Raw genomic sequence first — 20,403 nt, forward strand, 5'->3', positions numbered from 1 at the left:
ATGAACGAACCGATTCGTATCGGTGCCCTGTATCCGGGCAGGATACAACCTGGCATTGGCATATCTACAGCAGCCAAGCGATCGGGTAACCAGGCAGCATCCCCCTCAGTAGAATTTAAGGATGTACTTCAGAGCCAGTTGCTTCATTTCAGTAATCATGCTGTCAAGCGCTTAGAGCAGAGAGGGATTGAACTGAAGCCTGAACAGATCCAGAAAATTGAATCTGCGATTGAGCAAGCTGCTGCCAAGGGGGCTAAGGACTCACTTATTTTACTTCAAGATATGGCGCTAATTGTGAATGTAGGTAATCGAACCGTAGTGACTGCGATGGATGGGAGCAGCATGAAGGACAATGTATTCACGCAAATCGATAGCGCCGTCATTATCTCATCTTGATCATGGCTGGCCCGGTATCGGAAGCCAATGAGGACGCGGATCGACTGATGCGGCCTCAACTTCAAATTTAATTTTGGGAGGAATTACAAGATGCTTAGATCCATGTATTCGGGCGTTTCAGGGATGCGCGGTTTTCAGACCAAGCTGGATGTAATCGGGAATAACATCGCGAACGTGAACACTGTTGGCTTTAAGGCTGGACGCGTTATGTTTAAAGATATTATGAGCCAGACAGTATCCGGTGTAACTGCACCTGAAGATGGCGAGAGCGGCGGTATTAACGCTAGACAAATCGGCCTTGGCGTATCTATCGGATCCATTGATACACTCCATACTGCGGGTAGCGCAATGACAACAAATAACCCGCTTGACTTGCGGATTGACGGAGACGGATTCTTCCTGGTCAAGCTGTCTCCCGATCAGGAAGATCCTTTTCTAACCCGTGCGGGTGACTTTCACTTGGATGCCGCCAGACAGCTGGTTACTTCGGATGGATTTCTTGTTTGCGACATTGACGGGGAGCCTCTTGAGCCGCTTGATGAAGAGGTGACTGCTTTCTCAATCTCCGCCAACGGTACCATTGTCCAAAAGATGAGTGACGGTACAACTGAAGAAGGAGCTCAAATCGGTGTGGGCAAGGTCTCCAATCCAGAGGGCTTGGAGAAAATCGGAGGCAATCTATATCGGATGACTCTTAACGCCCATGCGGATGGTGAGCTTATTACTACAGCAGCGAACAGCATCGAAGATGGCACAGGAGCAATCGTGCCCGGTCAGCTTGAAATGTCCAACGTAGACCTGACAGGTGAATTTACAGAGATGATCGTTGCTCAACGTGGTTTCCAGGCAAATTCGCGTATTATCACTACTTCAGATGAAGTTCTTCAGGAAGTCGTTAACCTGAAGCGATAGGATGAACGGGGGCAGGGAGGGATAAGCTTCCTTCCCTGGCCCGATTGGAGGGAGAGCATTGATTTCTGTAACAAGGTTGAACGGTTCGCCGATGTGGCTTAATGCACTTATGATCGAAACAGTCGAAGAGACTCCGGATACATACGTAACGCTGATCACCGGCAAGCGTATCATCGTTCTGGAAAAAGCAGCTGAGGTTATAGCGATGGTCAAGGAGTACTATAGCGAGATCGGTATCCACGCTGCAACCATTAAAGTGCAACAAACGGAGGAATTGTCATGAAAAAAATGGTGCCATGGCTAATTACGATTTTACTTGCCATCACGCTGATTGTACTCGCCGCTTTTCTATTAATGAACCAAATGACACGTCCCGAAGCGGGAACAGAAGTAAGTGCTTCGGTTGCCGAGGTAGGTTCGCCTCCAAGGCTGCCAGCTGAAGAATTGGTGAAGGTAACGGCAACGATGGATCAGATCAAAACAAATTTGTCAGATCCGAATTATGTTGTAGTTATCAATTTTGCCTTCCAGCTGGACAAGGAGAGCTCCAAGGCTTCCTTTGATCAGATCAAGGATTTCAAAGTAAAGTCAATTATAATTAAGACTCTTGCGGACACAAAGCCGGAAGAATTGACCGGATCTGTAGGCAAAGACAATCTAAGCTCAAAGCTGCTGAACCTGATCAACCAATCACTTCCGGAAGGAAGAGTGGTGCAGATCGATATTAATGACTTCATCATGACAACAATTTAAAGCTATCGGTCTATTCCATTTCTGCTAAGGAGGTGAGTTGTTTGGTAGATGTATTATCACAAAATGAGATTGACGCGCTTTTGGCCGCACTTTCCTCCGGTGAAATGGATGCCGAGGAATTAAAGAAGGAAGAGACGCAGAAAAAAATCAGATCTTATGACTTCAAGAGAGCGGTCCGCTTCTCTAAGGACCATATTCGAAGCCTGACGCGAATCCATGAAAACTTTGCCAGGTTTCTCACCACTTATTTCTCGGCACAGCTTCGGACATTCGTGCAGATCAATGTAGTGCAAGTCGAACAGCTTCCATATGATGAGTTTATCCGCTCTATCCCGAAAATGACCATTCTTAATATCTTTGAAGCTGAGCCTCTTGAAGGCAGAATGGTACTGGAGGTACATCCCAATGTCGCGTTTGCCATGTTGGACAGACTTCTTGGGGGAGTGGGGGCTGCCCCTTCCAAAATCGGCTCTTTAACGGAAATCGAGACCATTATTATGGAACGGATATTCAGCAGAGCATTTGAAAGCCTGCAGGAAGCTTGGAAAACGATTATCGATATTAATCCGCGGATGGAAGGCTTGGAGACAAATCCTCAGTTTATGCAGATTGTCTCGCCGAATGAGACGATTGCGCTGATTTCGCTGAGCACAAAGATCGGGGACACCTCGGGGATGATCAATCTTTGTATCCCTCATGTCGTCATCGAGCCGATTATGCCTAAACTGTCAGTGCACCACTGGTTTGTATCCCAGAAAAAAAATCGCGCTCCCGAAGAAATCGACGCCTTGCAGCATCGTGTCAATCGAGCTAAATTGCCGATTGTTGCGGAGCTTGGCGAGTCTCAGATCTCTGTGAAGGAATTTCTGGGACTGCAAATTGGCGATGTGATTTCACTGAACAAGCAGGTTGAAGATGGTCTTGCCATCAGGGTAGGGAACCGGCTTAAATATATCGGAAGTCCAGGGATGACAAGAGACAGGGTTGCCGTTCAAATTGATGAAATTGTCAGCGAAGGAGTTGAGGAACTTGACGAGTAAAGATTATTTATCACAGGAAGAGATCGACGCGTTGCTTAAGCAGTCCATGTCCGATCCTGCACCAGCTGAAAAGACGGTATCAGATTATCTTACGCCGCTTGAACAAGATGCTTTGGGGGAGATTGGCAACATCACCTTCGGAAGCGCGGCCACAGCGTTGTCCACGCTGTTGAATAAAAAGGTAGACATTACTACTCCTAAAGTTTCTATTATTACCCGTGGTCAATTCGAGACGGAGTTTCCTAAACCGCATGTAGCCATTCATGTTCAGTATGTAGACGGGTTTGAAGGAGTCAACTCCTTGGTCATCAAGACACGTGATGCTCAGGTGATTGCGGATTTGATGCTCGGCGGGGAAGGAAATCCTGCAGAGGAAGAGCTGAACGAGATTCATATCAGTGCGGTTCAAGAAGCGATGAACCAAATGATGGGATCGTCGGCAACCTCCATGTCTACAATTTTCAATCGGTTTGTAAACATTTCTCCACCCGGAATCGATATTCTTGACATGTCCGATGGCTCGGGCGCAAACAGTCTCCCGCCTGATGAGACGTTGATTAAAATATCATTCCGCTTGACGATTGGGGAACTCATCGATTCCACGATTATGCAGCTATTAACGGTGAAATTCGCAAAAGAAATGGTGGACAGTTTGATCGGCGGTTCAGCGGACAGCCAGCCACAGAGTGCGGCGGAAGAGGCAGCTGCGGCAGCATCGGTCTACGAGGCGCCTGCGCCGACCTTCCAGTCACCTAATGAGTCCACGCCGCAGCAAGCTTATCAGCAACCGCCGCATCAGCAGCCTTATCAGCCGCAAATGCAGCAGCCGGGATACTATTATCCCCCGCAGGAACGGCCGTATAATGAGCCTCAGCATTATGGAAATGGCGGTGGGCGCGGGATTAATGTACAGCCTGTTCAGTTTGCGAATTTGGGGAATCCGGCTTTCGGTCAAACTGACGCAAATAATTTAAACTTATTGATGGACATTCCCCTCAAAGTCACCGTAGAATTAGGAAGGACCCAAAAGCAGATCAAAGATATTCTGGAATTGTCCCAAGGTTCGATTATCGAATTGGACAAGCTGGCCGGGGAGCCGGTTGACATATTGGTAAACAATAAGTTGATCGCTAAGGGTGAGGTTGTCGTTATCGATGAGAACTTTGGTGTTCGAGTTACAGATATAGTGAGCCAATGGGACCGCATTCAAAAATTACAATAGAGATTCTTAGGGAGGATTTTTAATCAATGGCTAACCGAATTCTTATCGTGGACGATGCAGCATTTATGAGAATGATGATCCGTGATATTTTGACAAAAAACGGATTTGAAGTTGTTGGTGAAGCACAAGATGGTGCGCAAGCAGTGGAGAAGTTTAAAGAATTGCGTCCGGACCTAGTTACAATGGATATTACGATGCCAGAGATGGATGGAATTGCAGCATTGAAGGAAATTAAGAACATGGACGCAAATGCCAGAGTCATTATGTGCTCTGCGATGGGCCAACAAGCGATGGTTATTGATGCGATTCAAGCAGGTGCGAAAGATTTCATTGTGAAGCCGTTCCAGGCTGACCGGGTTATTGAAGCGATTAACAAAACCTTGGGAATGTAGGGAACGCTATGCTTCTTCTACAGCAGGATGAACCAGTATATCCAAGCGGTGATGTGAATATTTGGGGCAACCTGATTTCTGTCATTTTCGCACTTGTTATAATCATCGCTTTGATAGTTCTACTAATCAAATTCTTGGGCAAGAGAAACCGGATGCTGACGCAAGGCGGGGCCATCCGTACCCTTGGTGCGGTTGGAGTAGGGCAGAACAAGTCACTTCAGGTCGTAGAGATCGGTGACAGAATCTATTTGGTAGGCGTGGGTGAAAATATCACCTTGCTTGATAAAATCACCGATTCAGATGAGATATTGGCTGTTCAGCAGGCTTTTGAGAGGGAAGGGAGCGAGTTTGCGGGACTATCCACGTTTTTCAGTAGTCTCGTATCCCGTATCCGCAAGGAGCCTGCTTCAGAGTCGGAAGAGCTTGATGAAACGGCCTTTCACGAGGTATTTCACTCTCAGTTGCAAAAAATGCCTAACCGCAAGTCTCAGATGGAGGCGCTGCTGAAGGATGAGGAACAACAATCTACAGATCGGTTGAGGGATTCATGAAGAAAAAGAGCCTTGCTATTACTCTGCTTTTTGCATTATGGAGTGTTTTCGTTGCAGCTACTGCATCGGCTGCCCCAGTAGACCCTATTCCGGGGATAGATATCTCAATTGGCGGCGGATCGGGCTCCGAGGCGGGAACGAGCTCCCTATCCTTGATCCTGATCATTACAGTATTGAGTGTAGCGCCGGCTATTCTGGTGCTTATGACGAGCTTTACCCGGATTGTGATCGTACTGGGTTTTGTGCGGAGTTCGCTTGGAACGCAATCCATGCCTCCGAACCAAGTATTAATTGGTCTGGCTTTGTTCTTAACGTTATTTGTCATGAGTCCTACATTATCAACTGTTAATGAAGTTGCTCTGCAACCTTATATTAAGGGCGAAATTTCGCAGACAGAGGCTTTGGACAAAGCGGCGGTTCCGATGAAGAAGTTTATGTATTCCCATACGCGCCCTAAAGACCTGCAGTTGTTTATGAGCTACACCAAGACGGAAAAGCCTGAGAGCTACGAAGACATTCCGTTAACGGTTATGGTTCCCGCTTATGCAATCAGTGAGCTTAAAACGGCTTTTCAAATGGGGTTTATGATTTTTATTCCCTTTTTGATCATCGATATTGTAGTTGCGAGTGTGCTTATGTCCATGGGGATGATGATGCTGCCGCCGGTAATGATCTCATTACCGTTTAAGATTCTACTGTTTGTTCTGGTGGACGGCTGGTACCTGGTTGTGAAGTCATTGTTGGCAAGCTTTATCACGTAAATATTTGAAATCATATTATTAAAGGGGATGACGGTGATGAGTTCGGAATTTGTTATTGCATTGGCCGGACAAGCCGTTTATACCGTATTGAAGGCGAGTGCCCCGATGCTGGTAATCGCATTGGTTGTGGGCTTGATCATCAGTATCTTTCAGGCTACAACGCAGATTCAGGAGCAGACGCTTGCCTTTGTCCCAAAGATTATTGCTGTACTGATTGCTTTGCTGATGTTCGGACCTTGGATTTTATCCACGCTGGTTGATTTTACTTATGGCATTTTAAATAACCTGGCCAACTATATCGGATAGGCTGATTATATGATAACAGAGCTGATTGTTCAGGGAATCTCAGTCTTTATGCTTATCTTTTGTCGAATGACAGCATTTTTTGTTGTCGCTCCTGTCTTTTCATCGCGAAGCGTGCCGGCATCCTTTAAGATCGGTATTTCCGGGATCATTTCTTTATTCATCTTATTGATCCAGGGGGTAAATCAGCCTGTGCCAGCGGATTTGGAGTATATTCTCTTGATCCTGCGCGAGGTCTTGATCGGATTGTTAATAGGCTTTGCAGCCTTCCTGATATTTGCGGTTATACAAACGGCAGGTTCTTTCATCGATATTCAAATCGGCTTCGGGATCGCTAATGTGATTGATCCGATGACAGGCACCTCAGCGCCGGTAATCGGTAATTTCAAGTATATTTTTGCTACTTTGATTTTTTTTAGTATCAATGGTCATCACTATTTGCTTGATGCGGTTATCCGCAGCTATAACTGGATCCCATTAAACAATGATGTGTTTCTGAGGATGGCCTCCGGAAATGTGACGGAGTTCCTGGTTAGCGCATTTGGACAGTCCTTTGTTCTTGCTTTCCAGATGGCTGCTCCGCTTGTTGCAGCTCTTTTTCTGACGGATGTTGCTCTAGGATTTCTGGCCCGTACAGCTCCTCAATTCAATGTATTTGTTATCGGCATCCCTTTGAAGATTATTGTGGGCCTTGCCATGCTGATGTTGTTGGTTTCCGGTTTTATTTATGCTTTTGAGCATTTATTCGAAGTGATGTTCCGTGCGCTTCATAATTTGTTCGGCATCCTTGGAAATCAACCGTCATAGGTCGGGAGGATTGTTCGTGACGTATCGGTATAAGCTTGATTTGCAAATGTTCGCCGGAGAGAAAACCGAGAAAGCGACCCCGAAGAAACGACAGGATGCTAGAAAAAAGGGACAAATCGCCAAAAGCCAGGAGATTCCGGGAGCTGTTGTATTGATTAGCGGATTTTTAAGTCTCCTCATGTTCGGCAGCTATCTCAAAGAAAGACTGATCTCTCTATATAGTGATATTTTCTTGAATCGCCTTACGATGGATGTAACTTCAGAGAATGTCATGATGATGTTCGGTGAATATGGAATTCAAATCTTATTGCTGCTTGCCCCGTTATTTTTGACTATATTTGTAATGGCGATTGTTGCCAATTATGTCCAGGCAGGCTTTTTGTTTACGGGGGAGTTGCTGAAACCCAAATTCAGCAAGCTTGATCCCATTAAAGGCATGAAACGGATTTTTTCAATGCGCTCTCTGATGGAATTTTTCAAATCTATTATGAAGCTCATCATCATTGGATACCTCGTTTATTCAACGTTATGGGGAGAGAAGGACCAGCTAGCTGGCTTAAGCCGCATTTCCGTAGAGGAGGCTTTTTATTTCACCGCTGATATTACTATGAACCTTGGTATTAAAATTGCTGCGGCACTTTTGGTGCTGGCGGTGTTGGACTTCTTATACCAGAGGTACGAGCATGAGAAAAATCTGAAGATGTCGAAGCAGGATATTAAGGATGAGTATAAAAAAATTGAAGGTGACCCGCTCATCAAAGGGAAAATTCGTGAAAGACAGCGCAGAATGGCGCTGCAAAGAATGATGCAGGAAGTTCCCAAAGCGGATGTCATTATTACGAACCCGACCCACTTTGCTATTGCACTGAAATATGACGGTTCTGAAATGGATGCTCCTCAAGTCGTGGCAAAAGGGCAGGACTTTGTTGCTCTCCGGATTAAGGAGATTGCGAAGGAGCATGGCGTTATTACTATTGAAAACAAGCCGCTGGCCAGGGCGTTATTCCAAAGAACGGAGATTGGGGATAGTATTCCCGGAGATTTGTTCCAGGCAGTCGCCGAAGTGCTGGCCTATGTATATAAGCTTCAAGGAAAAGTGAGATAGTTAAGGGATCGGAGGAGAAACGGTGAAGAGATTTAAAGATGTGTTCATCCTGGTTGGCATAATCGGCATCGTTCTGATTATGATTGTTCCGATCCCGACCTGGCTGCTGGATGTCCTGTTAATACTTAACATTTCTATTGCACTTATGATTTTGCTCGTCGCAATGAATACGAAAGAAGCGCTCCAGTTTTCGATTTTCCCTGCATTGCTCCTGATTACAACATTATTTCGGGTGGCACTGAACCTGTCGACAACAAAACTGATTTTGGGCCAGGCCCATGCCGGTGATGTTGTTGCAACTTTTGGCTCATGGATTTCAGGAGGCCAACCGGTCATTGGCTTTGTTGTCTTTCTTATTCTGATTGTCGTACAGTTCATTGTCATTACGAAGGGTTCAGAGCGCGTGGCAGAGGTTGCAGCACGCTTTACGCTCGATGCGATGCCAGGCAAGCAAATGAGTATTGATGCGGACCTGAATGCAGGCTTAATCAATGAACAACAGGCAAAAGAGCGCCGAAGCAAAATTGAGCGCGAGGCTGATTTCTACGGCGCGATGGACGGTGCGAGTAAGTTCGTAAAAGGGGATGCTATTGCAAGTATTGTTATCCTGTTGATCAATTTGATTGGCGGCTTCATCATCGGGATGACGATTCACGGGATGACCTTTCCGGACGCGCTCTCTACATACTCCATCCTGACGATTGGTGACGGGTTGGTAAGCCAGATTCCGGCGCTGTTGATTTCAACGGCTGCAGGCCTGATCGTAACGCGGGCCTCATCGGAAGGTAATTTGGCAGACGATATTACAGGTCAGTTATTTTCATATCCTAAACTGCTTTACATAGTAGCTGGAACCATTACTGTACTTGGATTGTTCACTCCGATTGGTCCATGGACGACACTGCCATTCGCAGGTCTGTTGGTCTTTGCGGCAATTCGTATGAAAAAGAACTTGGATAAAAAGCAGATAGAGCAAGAGGTTCAAGAGGAGGAACAACAAATCGAGGAGGTGCGCAGTCCGGAAAGTGTAATCAATTTACTGCATATTGATCCGATTGAATTTGAATTCGGCTATGGTTTGATTCCGCTTGCGGACACTGGCCAAGGCGGGGACTTGCTTGACCGGATTATTATGATCCGGAGGCAGTGTGCTCTTGAATTGGGACTTGTTGTTCCGGTTATCCGTATCCGCGACAATATTCAACTAAAACCGAACGAATACGTCATAAAAATTAAAGGAAATATCGTTGGCGGCGGTGAATTATTACTTAATCACTATTTGGCGATGAGTCCTGGGTTTGATGACGATTCCATTTCGGGTATTGAGACTCAAGAACCGGCGTTTGGCTTGCCGGCGTTATGGGTAGATGAGGCTACGAAGGATCGTGCAGAACTGTCAGGATACACCGTTGTGGATCCCCCATCTGTTGTGGCAACGCATTTGACGGAATTAATTAAGAAGCACGCCCATGAACTGCTTGGACGTCAAGAGACTAAGACATTAATTGACAATCTCAAAGAGAACTATGCTGTGCTAGTTGATGAGCTGATACCGTCGGTGCTTACAGTGGGCGATGTTCAGAAGGTGCTTGCCAAGCTGCTTCGGGAAAAAATCTCGATTCGAGATATGGTTACAATTTTCGAGACATTGGCTGATTACGGATCCTATACCAAAGATCCTGACGTATTAACGGAATACGTGAGACAAGCACTGTCGAGACAAATCACCCAGCAGTTTACTCAACAAGGAGAGACAATGCGGGTAATTACCGTAGGGCCTTCTCTGGAAAAGAAAATTTCCGAAAGTGTGCAGCAGACCGAGCAAGGCAGCTATTTGGCTCTGGATCCTGTATCTACACAGACTCTATTCCAAAAGCTGTCGGAGCAAATTAACCGTCTGCTTCAATCGGGGCAGCAGCCAATCGTGCTGACCTCTCCAACGATCCGAATGTATTTGCGTCAGGTCATCGAGCGCAGCATGCAGGATATTCCGGTTCTATCCTACAGCGAGCTTGAGCCAACAGTTGAAATTCAAAGTGTCGGAGTGGTGAATCTATGAGAGTAAAACGCTATATCGTCGACACGATGCCGGACGCCATGGAAAAAATTCGCAGCGAGCTGGGTGCAGATGCTGTCATTCTTAGCACTAAGGATTTAAAGGTCGGCGGTTTTTTAGGAATGTTCAGCAAGCGAAAGATCGAAGTCATTGCAGCCTCGGAGGAAAATGAGAAGAATGCTTCTAAAGCCAGCTTGGGCAGCAGGGCTTCGGGAATGAAGCCCCCGTCATCTGCACCTGTTATCCGGCCCGCTGTTCCGGATGCCTACCGCAAATCAGCGCAAATGTTTGCTGCCGCTGCTTCTGAAGCGTTGAAGAACCCGGCTCCAGCTTCATCCTCTCTGGATGCGGATAGAGAAGAGGTTCTTGCTGCCGCTGCTTCGGTTAAGAGCCAAGATCTGGAGAGACAGCCGACGAAGATTGTCACTCCGCATTCGCCTGCGGCGCCTCTCGTAGGAGGCAGAGCGGAAGATGGCAAGCGTGCTGCAGCAGAGGAACGGTTACTGGATGAATTCCGAGAAATGAAGCTATGGATCGGGCAATTAGCCAAGCAACAGAATCGAAGCCGCGAGATGCCTGAGTTGTTGCATCGGACTCGTAATCTACTGATCGAGCAGGACCTGGATGAGGAGTTGATTGATAATTGGATCGAGTCCGCCTATCAGGATTGGCTTGATTCCGGGAAGACGGCCAATGATGAGCAATTAAGGACTGTACTTCGTAAAACGGTGAGTTCCTTCTTGGGGGACAGAATCGGGGATGGGATTCGAAGCGATACAAAAATAGTATACATTGCAGGTCCGACTGGAGTAGGAAAGACAACGACGATTGCTAAGCTTGCCGCTGATCAAATTTTTCGGGCTCGTAAGAAAGTTGGCTTTATTACAGCTGATACCTACCGGATATCAGCGATTGAGCAGCTTCGCACATACTCTTCCATATTGAATGTTCCGCTTGAGGTGGTCCAATCACCGGGAGATGTGCAGCGGGCGTTGCAGCGCTTATCGGATTGCGATCTGATTCTGATGGATACAGCAGGAAGAAATTACTTGAACGAGCTGCATGTCGCCGAGCTTCACAGCCTTCTTAATTATGAGAAGCAGAGCGAAACCTATCTCGTACTCAGCCTGACGTCCAAGTCGCAGGATATGATTAAAATTACGGAGCACTTCAGCAAATACGGGCTGGATAAAGTGATCTTTACAAAATTGGATGAAACGGCAAGTGTCGGGCCGATGTACAACTTACTTCAACGGTATCCGCTCAAGGCATCTTATATCGCCAACGGACAAAACGTACCGGATGATCTTCTTCCAGTAACTCATGAGCTGATGCTTGATATGATTCTTGGGGCTGAATCATCATGAACGATCAGGCACAGGCGCTTAGACAACTAGTATCAAGGCGAACCGGCACAGAGGGAGCGCCCCCAGGCAAGCCAGCTTCAGCTCGAATCATTACGGTTACCAGCGGGAAAGGAGGCGTGGGAAAATCCAATTTTACCTTGAATTTTGCACTGGCATTGAAGTCATTGGGTTGTAAGGTGCTCGTCTTTGATGCTGATATCGGAATGGCCAATATCGATGTTCTAATGGGGGTCAGACCAAGGTACAGCTTGTACCATTTGTTAAAAGGTGAACGTAATATTCAGGAAATTGTAGAGTTAGGAACCAACGGACTTCCCTTTATTGCCGGTGGTTCCGGGATGGCGGATTTATTTACTTTATCCGAATCTGATTTGAATTTTTTCACAGCTCAAATAGAGCGCATCGCTGGAGAGATGGACTTTATTATTTTTGATACAGGTGCTGGTCTATCTAAGGAAACTCTCAAGTTTATCACTGCTGCGGACGAGTGTCTGGTTGTCACCACTCCAGAGCCAACTTCCATTACGGATGCTTATGCATTAATCAAAGTGGTTCGTGGCCAGGAAGAAGACGTATCCTTCCGGCTGGTCATTAATCGCGTGACAGATGAAGCGGAAGCGCGGCAGGTTGCTGAGAAAATTTCGCTTGTTGCACAACAATTTTTGAAGATGGAGATACCCACTCTTGGGCATATGTGTGATGACTCGCATGTCATGCAAGCAGTCAAGAGGCAGATTCCCTTTTCTGCTGCGTATCCCGGATGCGTTGCCGCCAAAGATATTCAGAGCCTGGCTATGAAATTCTTGAACGTTCCACCAAAACACTCAAAGGATACTTTGTCAGGAATCAGAGGATTTATGCACAAATGGCTAAGACTTGCGAAATGATTCTGAATAAAGAAATGGAGTGGAACAATGATGCCTTATAAGGTGATTGTTGTTGACGATTCGGCCTTTATGAGGAGGATTATCTCTGATCTGATCGAGCATGAGCCGGGTTTTAAAGTGATTGGAACCGCGAAAAACGGACGGGAAGCCATCGATCTGATTGGAGCTCAAAAGCCGGATTTGGTAACGATGGATGTTGAAATGCCTGAAATGAACGGACTTGAAGCTTTGGGCCTGATCATGCAGCAGCATCCATTGCCTGTCATTATGCTCTCGGGAATTAATGAGCAGGGGATGCGGGAGACGATTATGGCGCTTGAGCTTGGCGCATTTGATTTTATCCGCAAGCCTTCTGCATCTACCAGTTCACATGATATAAAGCAGGTAGGGCAGCAGTTGAGAGAGCAACTGCAGGCTGCTATGAATGCTGTTGAGAGAAGAGCGGCAAGACAAGCTGCACTTGCAGACAAGACAACAGAGCGTCTTGCGCCGCCCCCGAAAAAACCGGATGCAAGTAGTCTGGATAAGGCCCGCTTCGACCCGGCTAAGGCTGTCCCTGATTCTTTGAAGAAAACAGACGATTTACGGAGTATGCCTGCCAAGGACGCTGCGCCTGTCAAAAGCAAGGAACTTCCTGATCGGCGTGCTTCCGGTCTTCCCCGGAAGAAGGCGGATAACCTGCCTACAGCAGGGCCTGTTAAAAAATCCCGTGAGAGTCAGGCAGGATCTGATTTGGCATCTGCAGCTGGCAGGCAGCCAGGGACTCGAGCAAAACTTCCGGAACGGACAGTGTCGGTAGAAAAACCTGCTGTTTCGCACAAGGTTGCTCCGGTTGAGCCGAAAATTCGTACAGGCTATACGGATCTGGTCGCTATCGGTACTTCTACCGGCGGACCTAAAGCTTTGAGGGCTGTTCTTGAACAATTGCCGGAAGCATTTCCAGCGCCGGTGATCATCGTTCAGCATATGCCCCCGAATTTTACAAAATCACTTGCTCAGCGATTAAACACCTTAACGAAGTTGAATGTGGTTGAAGCGGAGGATGGAATGGTTCTACAGGCAGGAGAAGTGTACATTGCTCCCGGGGGTTATCACATGAATGTCACTGCTGCTGGTGACGGAAGTCTGAAGCTCACTCTTTCGAATGAGGCACCGCGCAATGGCCATAGACCATCGGTTGATGTGATGTACGAATCCTTGCTGCCTCTTCGAATGCTAAAACGCCATATTGTACTTCTAACGGGGATGGGCAGTGATGGAGCAAAAGTGATGAAGCAATTGTATGACACCGGGGTAACCTCAACCATTGCGGAAAGTGAAGAGACCTGCGTTGTCTACGGAATGCCAAGATCGGCGGTGGAGTTGGGCTGCGTTACTGAAGTGCTTCCGCTGCATGAAATTGGAAAAAGACTTATACAAGTTGTGAAATAAACGGAATCTCTTGAAGGAGGTGCCTCACCATGGACATGAACCAATATTTATCCATGTTTATCGATGAGTCAAATGATCATTTGCAATCATTAAATGAAAATATGCTAGAGCTGGAGAATCGTCCTGATGATCTAGGAATTGTACAGGTGATCTTCAGATCAGCCCATACGTTGAAGGGTATGGCGGCAACCATGGGATTCGAGGATTTGTCCTCGTTGACGCATCAAATGGAAAATGTGCTTGATCTGGTTCGCAATGATAAGCTGAAAATGCAGGAGTTTATCTTTGATACCCTGTTTCAAAGTCTGGACGCGCTTCAATTAATGGTACAGGATATTACTCAGGGCGGAGAAGGTAAAGCGGATGTCAGCTCGATCGTGTCTTCGCTTCAGGCGATTGTCCGTGGTGAAGAGCCGGGGGGCAAGCAACCAAAGCCCGAAGAGAAAGAAGCGTCCTCGTTTAACGGTTCGGCAATTCAATTGGATGAATTCCAATTTTCCGTATTAGATCAATCTATTACAGAAGGCCATAAAGTTCTTTACATTGAAGTGGCTATTCGCAAGGACTGCCAGCTTAAAGCTGCTCGGGCCTATCTCGTATTCGATTTGCTGGAACGTTATGGTGAAGTCGTAAAGTCATATCCTAGTGTGCAGGAAATCGAGCAAGAAAAATTCGATCGCAGCTTCTCCTTGTATTACATAACCCAGAAGGAAGCGGCTGAGCTGAAGAGCCTGATCTTGAACCTGTCTGAAATTGAATCAGCAGAAGTCGTCTTGCTCGACCACGAATCACTCACAGAGCTTAACAGCGGAGTGAGTGAGGCGGCAGCAACTAGTGCGCCGGCTCTGGCTGAGAAAAAGACAGAATCGGCTGTGACATCTTCAGCAAATCAAAAAGAGCAAAAGCAGACAAAGGAAACCGCTCGCCCTGCAGCAAGCAGCACTCCTTCGCGTACGATTCGAGTGGACATTGACCGCTTGGATGTACTGATGAACTTGTTCAGTGAACTGCTTATTGACCGTTCGAGATTGGAGCAGCTGGCGTATGAAGTGAAGCGAAGCGATCTGACCGAGACGGTTGAGCATATGAGCCGGGTCAGCAGCGATTTGCAGAATATTGTACTGAAGCTGCGAATGGTTCAGGTTGATTCCGTGTTCAACAGATTCCCGCGGATGGTACGCGATCTTGCGAAATCTCTGGATAAGAAAATCGATCTTATCATTACAGGCGCTGAAACCGAGCTTGACCGGACGGTCATTGATGAAATCGGCGATCCGCTGGTACATTTGCTTCGCAATGCCGTCGATCACGGGGTTGAGCATATTGATGAGCGGGTTGCTGCGGGCAAGCCGGAGACCGGCACCATTAAGCTGAGAGCTTTCCATAGCGGCAATCATGTATTCATTGAAATTGAAGATGATGGAAAGGGAATTGACCGCGACAAGATATTGCAGAAAGCATTGAAAAATGGTGTGGTCAAAGAAAGTGAAGCGGCCGGCATGACTGATGAGCAAGTGTACATGCTGCTCTTTGCACCTGGCTTCAGTACTGCAGAGATCATTTCCGATATTTCGGGCCGAGGTGTGGGCCTGGATGTCGTTAAGTCGAAGATTGAATCGCTTAGCGGTGTCGTATCCGTAGAATCAAAGCTTGGTCAAGGCACCAAGTTCTCCGTTCAGCTGCCGCTGACCTTATCGATCATCTCGGCGATGCTGATTAAGGTGGGGATCGAGAAATATGCAATTCCATTGTCCTCTATTGTGGAGACTGGCCTGATTCAGCGCAACCAGATTCGTAAGGTTCATGGATATACCATGATTCCGTACAGAGATACACATATTCCTCTGATGTCACTCAGCGAGTTGTTCAGTGTGCCTGGATTTGATGAACGTGCTGAGGAAGAAACAGAGATCGTGGTCGTCCATAAAGGCGATCGGCTGGCTGCACTTACTGTTGAGGATTTTATCGGTCAGAGCGAGATTGTCATCAAGAATCTGGGCAAGTACCTCCCTTCCATTCAAGGGGTTGCAGGGGCAACGATTTTAGGAGATGGGCAGGTCGCGTTAATTATCGATCCGAACGCGTTTATTAAGTAGGGGAATTTGATTCACATAGCCATGCAAAATGAAGGAGGTTTTTCTCATGGGAGAAGAAATGAAAGTAATCGTATTCAAGCTTGGAACAGAAGAGTACGGAATTGAAGTGGACAGGGTCCAAACCATTGAACGAATGATGCCGATTACCCGGGTTCCCAAGACATTTTCCTTCGTGAAGGGCGTTATCAATCTGCGAGGCGTCGTCATTCCAGTGATCGACCTGCGGGGGAGATTTGGCCTTCCGGAGGCTGAATACACAGATCAGACCCGAATTATTATTGTTGTAGCCAATGAAATGGAAGTCGGCTTTATTGTGGATTCAGCGAATGATGTAATTGATCTTGACAGTGATTCAATCGATTCTCCGCCGGATGTTGTAGGTGGAGTCAAGGCTAAATATCTTCATGGTGTTGCGCGAATTTCGGAGGAGCGCCTCCTCGTCATGCTTAATCTTTCGGAAGTGCTGAACCGGAATGAGATCATTCAACTGGAAAGCTTAGAGGGCTAACCTGTGGATTTATTTAAGAACTTTGCAGAGTTTAAAATGGATGTGCTGAAGGAAGTCGGCAATATCGGTGCAGGCAATGCGGCAACCGCCCTTTCAAGACTTCTGGATAAACCGATTGATATGGCTGTTCCCAAGGTCCAGATGCTTCCCTTCGAAGCCATTGCCGAACGAGTTGGGGGAGCGGAGAAGGTCGTTCTGGCGGTCTTCTTTCGAGTGGAAGGGGACACGCCGGGAAATCTGTTTTTTATCCTTAGCCCGGAGGCAGCCAAGAAGCTGCTGCACCGTCTGGCAGGAATACAAGTTGAGGATGAAGATCAGTTTTCGGAAATGGAATGGTCCGCACTTTCAGAGATTGGCAATATATTGGCCGGATCCTATATTTCTTCACTGGCCGATTTCACATCGCTCGCTATGACGCCAACCGTTCCTGCGCTGGCGCTGGATATGGCGGGGGCTATTCTTGGTTATGGACTGCTGCAGTTTGGAGAAATGGGCGATTCAGCGTTATTGATTGATACGACTTTTATTGAAGGTCAACACGAGGTAGAAGGACAGTTTTTCTTGATTCCAGACCCCGAGTCCTTTGCTAAGATCTTTGCCGCCTTAGGAGTACCTTTGCAGGATGATTGACGAACATCTGATTGTTAAGGTTGGGATGGCCGATCTTAACGTCGCTCATACGGAAGGCTTGATCCGTACCACTGGGCTGGGATCGTGTGTCGGGGTAACATTGTTCGACCCTAAGCTTAAAGTGGCAGGATTAGCCCATGTAATGCTTCCATCCTCAGAGATTGCGAGAGAAGGGGCGCTGAATATTGCCAAATATGCAGATACTGCCGTTCCTGAATTGGTCCGGAGAATGAATGAGTTGGGAGTAGTGACCAGTCGCCTTGTCGCAAAGATGGCGGGCGGCTCTCAAATGTTTGCCTTTTCGGGATCCGGAGATTCGATGCGAATCGGTCCTCGGAATGTGGAGTCTTGCAAGCTGGCGCTGTCTGAACTAGGAATTCCTCTGATTGCGGAGGACACCGGGGGCAACTACGGTCGTACGATCGAGCTCGATTGTGTGACCGGCATATTGTTCATACGCAGTGTACAAATGGGGATAAAGGAATTGTAGCTATGACAGGTAAACTGAAGATTTATTTGCTGTTCGGCTTTATCGGTTTTCTAATCACATACGCCGTGTCCGCCGGAAACAACATGTTTACGACCAGCCTTGTCCGGGGACTGATTGCATTTGCGGTCTGGTTTTTGCTCTGCTTTATCGGAGGATGGGTGTTTGAGTTTCTGAAAGAGCAGGACGCAAAAGAAGATGATGAAGTCATCTCCGCAATTTTGCAGGCACAGGGGAAAGGCGGCAATCTGGACCTGACTACACCTGATCAGAGCGATGAACTAAATGATCTGTTGAAGCAGCCTGTGGGTTCTCCATCCCAGAGTACGGAATTCGCCCCATTGAACCCGCCGAAATTAACAAAAATTGACGACAAAGATCCTGAAGAGCTGGCTAAGGTCGTTCGTCACCTGACAGAAGAATAAGGAGGGTGAAGGCAATTGAACGAGCGGAAGACATCCACTCTGAATTACGCCGATGTCTGGGAGCAATGGAAGGAGCACGGTGAATTAGAGGCGAAGAAACAACTGATCGAGAAGTACTTGCATATTGTTGACTATGTTTCAGGACGTCTGGCCGTAGGTCTGCCCAAAAACGTATCCAAGGATGATCTTGCAAGTAATGGAGTTATGGGGCTTATTGATGCCGTGGAGAAGTTTGACTACAAACGCGGACTTCAATTTGAAACCTATGCTTCCTGGAGAGTTCGCGGGGCGATTTTGGACGGGCTGCGCCAAGGGGATTGGGTTCCTCGCTCCGTAAGAGAGAAAGCCAAGAAGATCGAAGAGGGTTATCAGCAGTTGGAGCAGCAATATCTTCGATCTGTCACCGATGCGGAAATAAGTGATTATCTAAATATAAGTGAAAAAGAGTTCCAATCCATGCTTCAAGAAGTAGCGGTCATGACCATCTGTTCCTTGGAGGATCCGATTCGTGAGGAGGAATCAGAGACCCGTTTAACTTTACTTGTTGACGAAAAAGCGAAAAACCCTGATTATAAGGTTCAGGAGTTCTTTTTAAAGGAATCGCTCGCCAAAGGAATTGAAAAGCTGACAGAAAAGGAACGTACAGTGATATCTTTATTGTACTATGAGGACCTGTCACTTAGTGAAATTGCAGAAGTGATGGCCTTATCCCCTTCGCGTATTTCCCAGCTGCATTCCAAAGCGATTCTAAGACTCAGAGGCAATTTGGATAAGCAGAGGGACCTGCTGATGAGGGAATATTAAAAGCTTCTATATTTGACCATTCTGGCGGAGGGAGGAATACTTCATGGATATGTTGGAGGACCTTGCTCAAATTATTAGTATTACAGTGAACGATGACCGGACCATCGCTTATCTGCAGTTTATTGTGAAGGATGAACATTTCACCTGCACAGCTGAAGCCTTTCGTAGCTTTTTACAGTCACAGGGTGTTAAATACGGGATTCAGGAAGATATCTTGAGACGTTTTGTTCAGAATCCGAGGGAGTACTTTTACAGCAAGACACCTATTGCAATCGGCGAAGAGCCGCAAGATGGAGAGAACGGTCGAATCCGTTATTCCGTTTCGCTTGAGGATGAGCAGCAACATCGACCTACTGAGAATGACGATGGGATTGTTGATTTTAAAGAGGTCAACCGATTGAACAATGTCCGACGCGGGCAATTGATTGCAGAATTGCTGCCTCCTTCTCCAGGCAGACCGGGGCAAGCGGTTACAGGAGAACCCATTGCTCACAAGCCTGGCAAAGCAGCACTTTTGAAGCTTGGCAAAAATGTGGTGCTCAATCCGGAACAGACCGCAGTATATGCAGCAATAGACGGTCTGGTGACCTTGACCGATAAAGGCAAGCTCAACGTTTTTCCGGTATATGAAGTAAATGGCAATGTGGATTATAGTACAGGAAACATTGACTTTGTAGGTACGGTTGTCATCCGCGGAAATGTCTTGACGGGGTTTAAAGTCAACGCTTCCGGGGATATTCGTGTTGTAGGCGGCGTGGAGGGAGCAGAGCTTTATTCCGAGGGATCAATTGAAATTACAGGGGGCATAATCGGCTATAACAAAGGGCTGGTCAAGGCGGGTAAGACCGTTAAGAGTTCCTTTATCCAGGACGGAAATGTTATTGCTGGTGAAGATGTGATCGTTACACAAAGTATTATGCATTCCACCATCAGAGCTTCCCGAGATGTTATTTGCAGCGGAACAAAGGGACTGATCGTCGGAGGGAACATTCAAGCGGGTGAAAAAGTCACGGCACGAATTATCGGTAATCCGATGTCTACAACGACAGCGATTGAAGTTGGCGTACTGCCTGAGCTTCGAAATGAGTTGAATGACCTGCGTAACCAGTTAAAAGATACTATGCTGAATTTAGACAAAAGTGAGAAGGCGCTTGCAATGCTGGACCAGCTTGCCTCAATGGGACGTCTGACTCCGGATAAGGTAGAAATGCGTTCTAAACTTGGATTAACCAAGAAGTCGCAAATATTGGAAATAGGTGAAATTAAGGAACGGATTCTGGCGATAGAAAAAGCTCTTGAAGATACAGGACGGGCTCGGGTTGAGGTTCTCAAAATGATCTACGGCGGCTCGAAAATTGTTATCGGAAGATATACCAAATATATTAAAGAGCCAATTTCGAGAATGTCCTTTTACTTTAGCGAAGGGGACATTGAGATGTCGTCCTATGTCTGATTGCTGAATAGCTTAAT

23 protein-coding genes are annotated in these 20,403 nt (G+C 46.9%); all 23 read left to right on the forward strand.

The features are described 5' to 3' along the window. A complete protein-coding gene (locus tag TX85_RS06900) occupies positions 1-396 on the forward strand; it encodes a TIGR02530 family flagellar biosynthesis protein (RefSeq protein WP_044478355.1) in 396 nt (131 codons plus the stop codon). A 90-nt stretch (positions 397-486) separates the two neighbouring features. Continuing rightward, positions 487-1,308 carry a flagellar basal body rod protein FlgG gene (flgG, locus tag TX85_RS06905; RefSeq protein ID WP_044478356.1) on the forward strand — a complete coding sequence of 274 codons (822 nt, stop codon included), beginning with the start codon at positions 487-489 and terminating at the stop codon, positions 1,306-1,308. Between the two features lie 58 nt (positions 1,309-1,366). Then, the gene (locus tag TX85_RS06910) at positions 1,367-1,591 is read left to right on the forward strand and encodes a flagellar FlbD family protein (protein ID WP_044478357.1); all 225 of its coding nucleotides are present in this window, start codon (positions 1,367-1,369) and stop codon (positions 1,589-1,591) included. After that, entirely contained in the window at positions 1,588-2,061 is a 474-nt protein-coding gene (locus TX85_RS06915; RefSeq protein ID WP_044478358.1) for a flagellar basal body-associated FliL family protein, read from the forward strand. The genes TX85_RS06910 and TX85_RS06915 overlap by 4 nt, the downstream gene beginning before the upstream one ends. Before the next feature lie 41 nt (positions 2,062-2,102). Further along, positions 2,103-3,101, forward strand: a complete 999-nt coding sequence (gene fliM, locus TX85_RS06920) for a flagellar motor switch protein FliM (protein ID WP_044478359.1) — start codon at positions 2,103-2,105, stop codon at positions 3,099-3,101. Further along, positions 3,091-4,323: a flagellar motor switch phosphatase FliY gene (fliY, locus tag TX85_RS06925; RefSeq protein ID WP_044478360.1), complete on the forward strand. Its 1,233-nt coding sequence runs from the start codon at positions 3,091-3,093 to the stop codon at positions 4,321-4,323. The genes fliM and fliY overlap by 11 nt, the downstream gene beginning before the upstream one ends. Positions 4,324-4,349: 26 nt before the next feature. After that, positions 4,350-4,715 carry a response regulator gene (locus tag TX85_RS06930; RefSeq protein WP_044478361.1) on the forward strand — a complete coding sequence of 122 codons (366 nt, stop codon included), beginning with the start codon at positions 4,350-4,352 and terminating at the stop codon, positions 4,713-4,715. A gap of 134 nt (positions 4,716-4,849) precedes the next feature. Beyond that, positions 4,850-5,266 (forward strand): flagellar biosynthetic protein FliO, encoded by a 417-nt coding sequence (locus TX85_RS06935; protein WP_233500638.1) that lies wholly within the window; start codon positions 4,850-4,852, stop codon positions 5,264-5,266. Beyond that, positions 5,263-6,027 carry a flagellar type III secretion system pore protein FliP gene (gene fliP, locus TX85_RS06940; protein ID WP_044478362.1) on the forward strand — a complete coding sequence of 255 codons (765 nt, stop codon included), beginning with the start codon at positions 5,263-5,265 and terminating at the stop codon, positions 6,025-6,027. Before TX85_RS06935 ends, fliP begins: the two co-directional genes overlap by 4 nt. Before the next feature lie 36 nt (positions 6,028-6,063). After that, on the forward strand, positions 6,064-6,333 hold the full coding sequence (gene fliQ, locus TX85_RS06945) for a flagellar biosynthesis protein FliQ (protein ID WP_044478363.1): 270 nt from the start codon (positions 6,064-6,066) through the stop codon (positions 6,331-6,333). 9 nt (positions 6,334-6,342) lie between these two features. Beyond that, positions 6,343-7,137: a flagellar biosynthetic protein FliR gene (gene fliR, locus TX85_RS06950; RefSeq protein ID WP_081671667.1), complete on the forward strand. Its 795-nt coding sequence runs from the start codon at positions 6,343-6,345 to the stop codon at positions 7,135-7,137. A 46-nt stretch (positions 7,138-7,183) separates the two neighbouring features. Further along, on the forward strand, positions 7,184-8,242 hold the full coding sequence (gene flhB / locus TX85_RS06955; RefSeq protein ID WP_044479878.1) for a flagellar biosynthesis protein FlhB: 1,059 nt from the start codon (positions 7,184-7,186) through the stop codon (positions 8,240-8,242). A 22-nt stretch (positions 8,243-8,264) separates the two neighbouring features. Further along, entirely contained in the window at positions 8,265-10,301 is a 2,037-nt protein-coding gene (gene flhA, locus TX85_RS06960; RefSeq protein WP_071784172.1) for a flagellar biosynthesis protein FlhA, read from the forward strand. Then, positions 10,298-11,665, forward strand: coding sequence for a flagellar biosynthesis protein FlhF (gene flhF, locus TX85_RS06965; protein WP_044478365.1), 1,368 nt, complete (start codon positions 10,298-10,300; stop codon positions 11,663-11,665). The genes flhA and flhF overlap by 4 nt, the downstream gene beginning before the upstream one ends. Then, positions 11,662-12,552, forward strand: a complete 891-nt coding sequence (locus TX85_RS06970) for a MinD/ParA family protein (protein ID WP_044478366.1) — start codon at positions 11,662-11,664, stop codon at positions 12,550-12,552. The genes flhF and TX85_RS06970 overlap by 4 nt, the downstream gene beginning before the upstream one ends. Positions 12,553-12,579: 27 nt before the next feature. Beyond that, a complete protein-coding gene (locus tag TX85_RS06975; RefSeq protein WP_044478367.1) occupies positions 12,580-13,983 on the forward strand; it encodes a protein-glutamate methylesterase/protein-glutamine glutaminase in 1,404 nt (467 codons plus the stop codon). 29 nt (positions 13,984-14,012) lie between these two features. Beyond that, the gene (locus tag TX85_RS06980; RefSeq protein WP_044478369.1) at positions 14,013-16,079 is read left to right on the forward strand and encodes a chemotaxis protein CheA; all 2,067 of its coding nucleotides are present in this window, start codon (positions 14,013-14,015) and stop codon (positions 16,077-16,079) included. 46 nt (positions 16,080-16,125) lie between these two features. After that, positions 16,126-16,587 (forward strand): chemotaxis protein CheW, encoded by a 462-nt coding sequence (locus TX85_RS06985; RefSeq protein WP_044478370.1) that lies wholly within the window; start codon positions 16,126-16,128, stop codon positions 16,585-16,587. 3 nt (positions 16,588-16,590) lie between these two features. After that, positions 16,591-17,217, forward strand: coding sequence for a chemotaxis protein CheC (locus TX85_RS06990; protein ID WP_044478371.1), 627 nt, complete (start codon positions 16,591-16,593; stop codon positions 17,215-17,217). Beyond that, positions 17,210-17,707 (forward strand): chemotaxis protein CheD, encoded by a 498-nt coding sequence (locus tag TX85_RS06995; protein WP_044478373.1) that lies wholly within the window; start codon positions 17,210-17,212, stop codon positions 17,705-17,707. Before TX85_RS06990 ends, TX85_RS06995 begins: the two co-directional genes overlap by 8 nt. A gap of 2 nt (positions 17,708-17,709) precedes the next feature. Then, positions 17,710-18,129 (forward strand): hypothetical protein, encoded by a 420-nt coding sequence (locus TX85_RS07000; RefSeq protein WP_044478375.1) that lies wholly within the window; start codon positions 17,710-17,712, stop codon positions 18,127-18,129. Positions 18,130-18,144: 15 nt separating this feature from the next. Continuing rightward, positions 18,145-18,933 carry a FliA/WhiG family RNA polymerase sigma factor gene (locus TX85_RS07005; protein ID WP_044478376.1) on the forward strand — a complete coding sequence of 263 codons (789 nt, stop codon included), beginning with the start codon at positions 18,145-18,147 and terminating at the stop codon, positions 18,931-18,933. A 43-nt stretch (positions 18,934-18,976) separates the two neighbouring features. Continuing rightward, entirely contained in the window at positions 18,977-20,386 is a 1,410-nt protein-coding gene (locus tag TX85_RS07010) for a DUF342 domain-containing protein (RefSeq protein WP_044478378.1), read from the forward strand. Positions 20,387-20,403: the final 17 nt, after the last annotated feature.

It is taken from the genome of Paenibacillus antibioticophila (assembly GCF_000455265.1).
Taxonomy (GTDB): domain Bacteria; phylum Bacillota; class Bacilli; order Paenibacillales; family Paenibacillaceae; genus Fontibacillus; species Fontibacillus antibioticophila.

Excerpts from the sequence above, each read along its gene's own strand:
- TX85_RS06995 (WP_044478373.1), top strand. The coding sequence starts at position 17,210 with ATGATTGACGAACATCTGATTGTTAAGGTTGGGATGGCCGATCTTAAC.
- TX85_RS07010 (WP_044478378.1), top strand. The coding sequence starts at position 18,977 with ATGGATATGTTGGAGGACCTTGCTCAAATTATTAGTATTACAGTGAAC.
- fliP (WP_044478362.1), top strand. The coding sequence starts at position 5,263 with ATGAAGAAAAAGAGCCTTGCTATTACTCTGCTTTTTGCATTATGGAGT.
- flgG (WP_044478356.1), top strand. The coding sequence starts at position 487 with ATGCTTAGATCCATGTATTCGGGCGTTTCAGGGATGCGCGGTTTTCAG.
- TX85_RS06985 (WP_044478370.1), top strand. The coding sequence starts at position 16,126 with ATGGGAGAAGAAATGAAAGTAATCGTATTCAAGCTTGGAACAGAAGAG.
- TX85_RS06900 (WP_044478355.1), top strand. The coding sequence starts at position 1 with ATGAACGAACCGATTCGTATCGGTGCCCTGTATCCGGGCAGGATACAA.
- TX85_RS06930 (WP_044478361.1), top strand. The coding sequence starts at position 4,350 with ATGGCTAACCGAATTCTTATCGTGGACGATGCAGCATTTATGAGAATG.
- TX85_RS06970 (WP_044478366.1), top strand. The coding sequence starts at position 11,662 with ATGAACGATCAGGCACAGGCGCTTAGACAACTAGTATCAAGGCGAACC.
- fliR (WP_081671667.1), top strand. The coding sequence starts at position 6,343 with ATGATAACAGAGCTGATTGTTCAGGGAATCTCAGTCTTTATGCTTATC.
- fliQ (WP_044478363.1), top strand. The coding sequence starts at position 6,064 with ATGAGTTCGGAATTTGTTATTGCATTGGCCGGACAAGCCGTTTATACC.
- flhF (WP_044478365.1), top strand. The coding sequence starts at position 10,298 with ATGAGAGTAAAACGCTATATCGTCGACACGATGCCGGACGCCATGGAA.
- TX85_RS06975 (WP_044478367.1), top strand. The coding sequence starts at position 12,580 with ATGATGCCTTATAAGGTGATTGTTGTTGACGATTCGGCCTTTATGAGG.
- TX85_RS07000 (WP_044478375.1), top strand. The coding sequence starts at position 17,710 with ATGACAGGTAAACTGAAGATTTATTTGCTGTTCGGCTTTATCGGTTTT.
- TX85_RS06980 (WP_044478369.1), top strand. The coding sequence starts at position 14,013 with ATGGACATGAACCAATATTTATCCATGTTTATCGATGAGTCAAATGAT.
- TX85_RS06915 (WP_044478358.1), top strand. The coding sequence starts at position 1,588 with ATGAAAAAAATGGTGCCATGGCTAATTACGATTTTACTTGCCATCACG.
- flhB (WP_044479878.1), top strand. The coding sequence starts at position 7,184 with ATGTTCGCCGGAGAGAAAACCGAGAAAGCGACCCCGAAGAAACGACAG.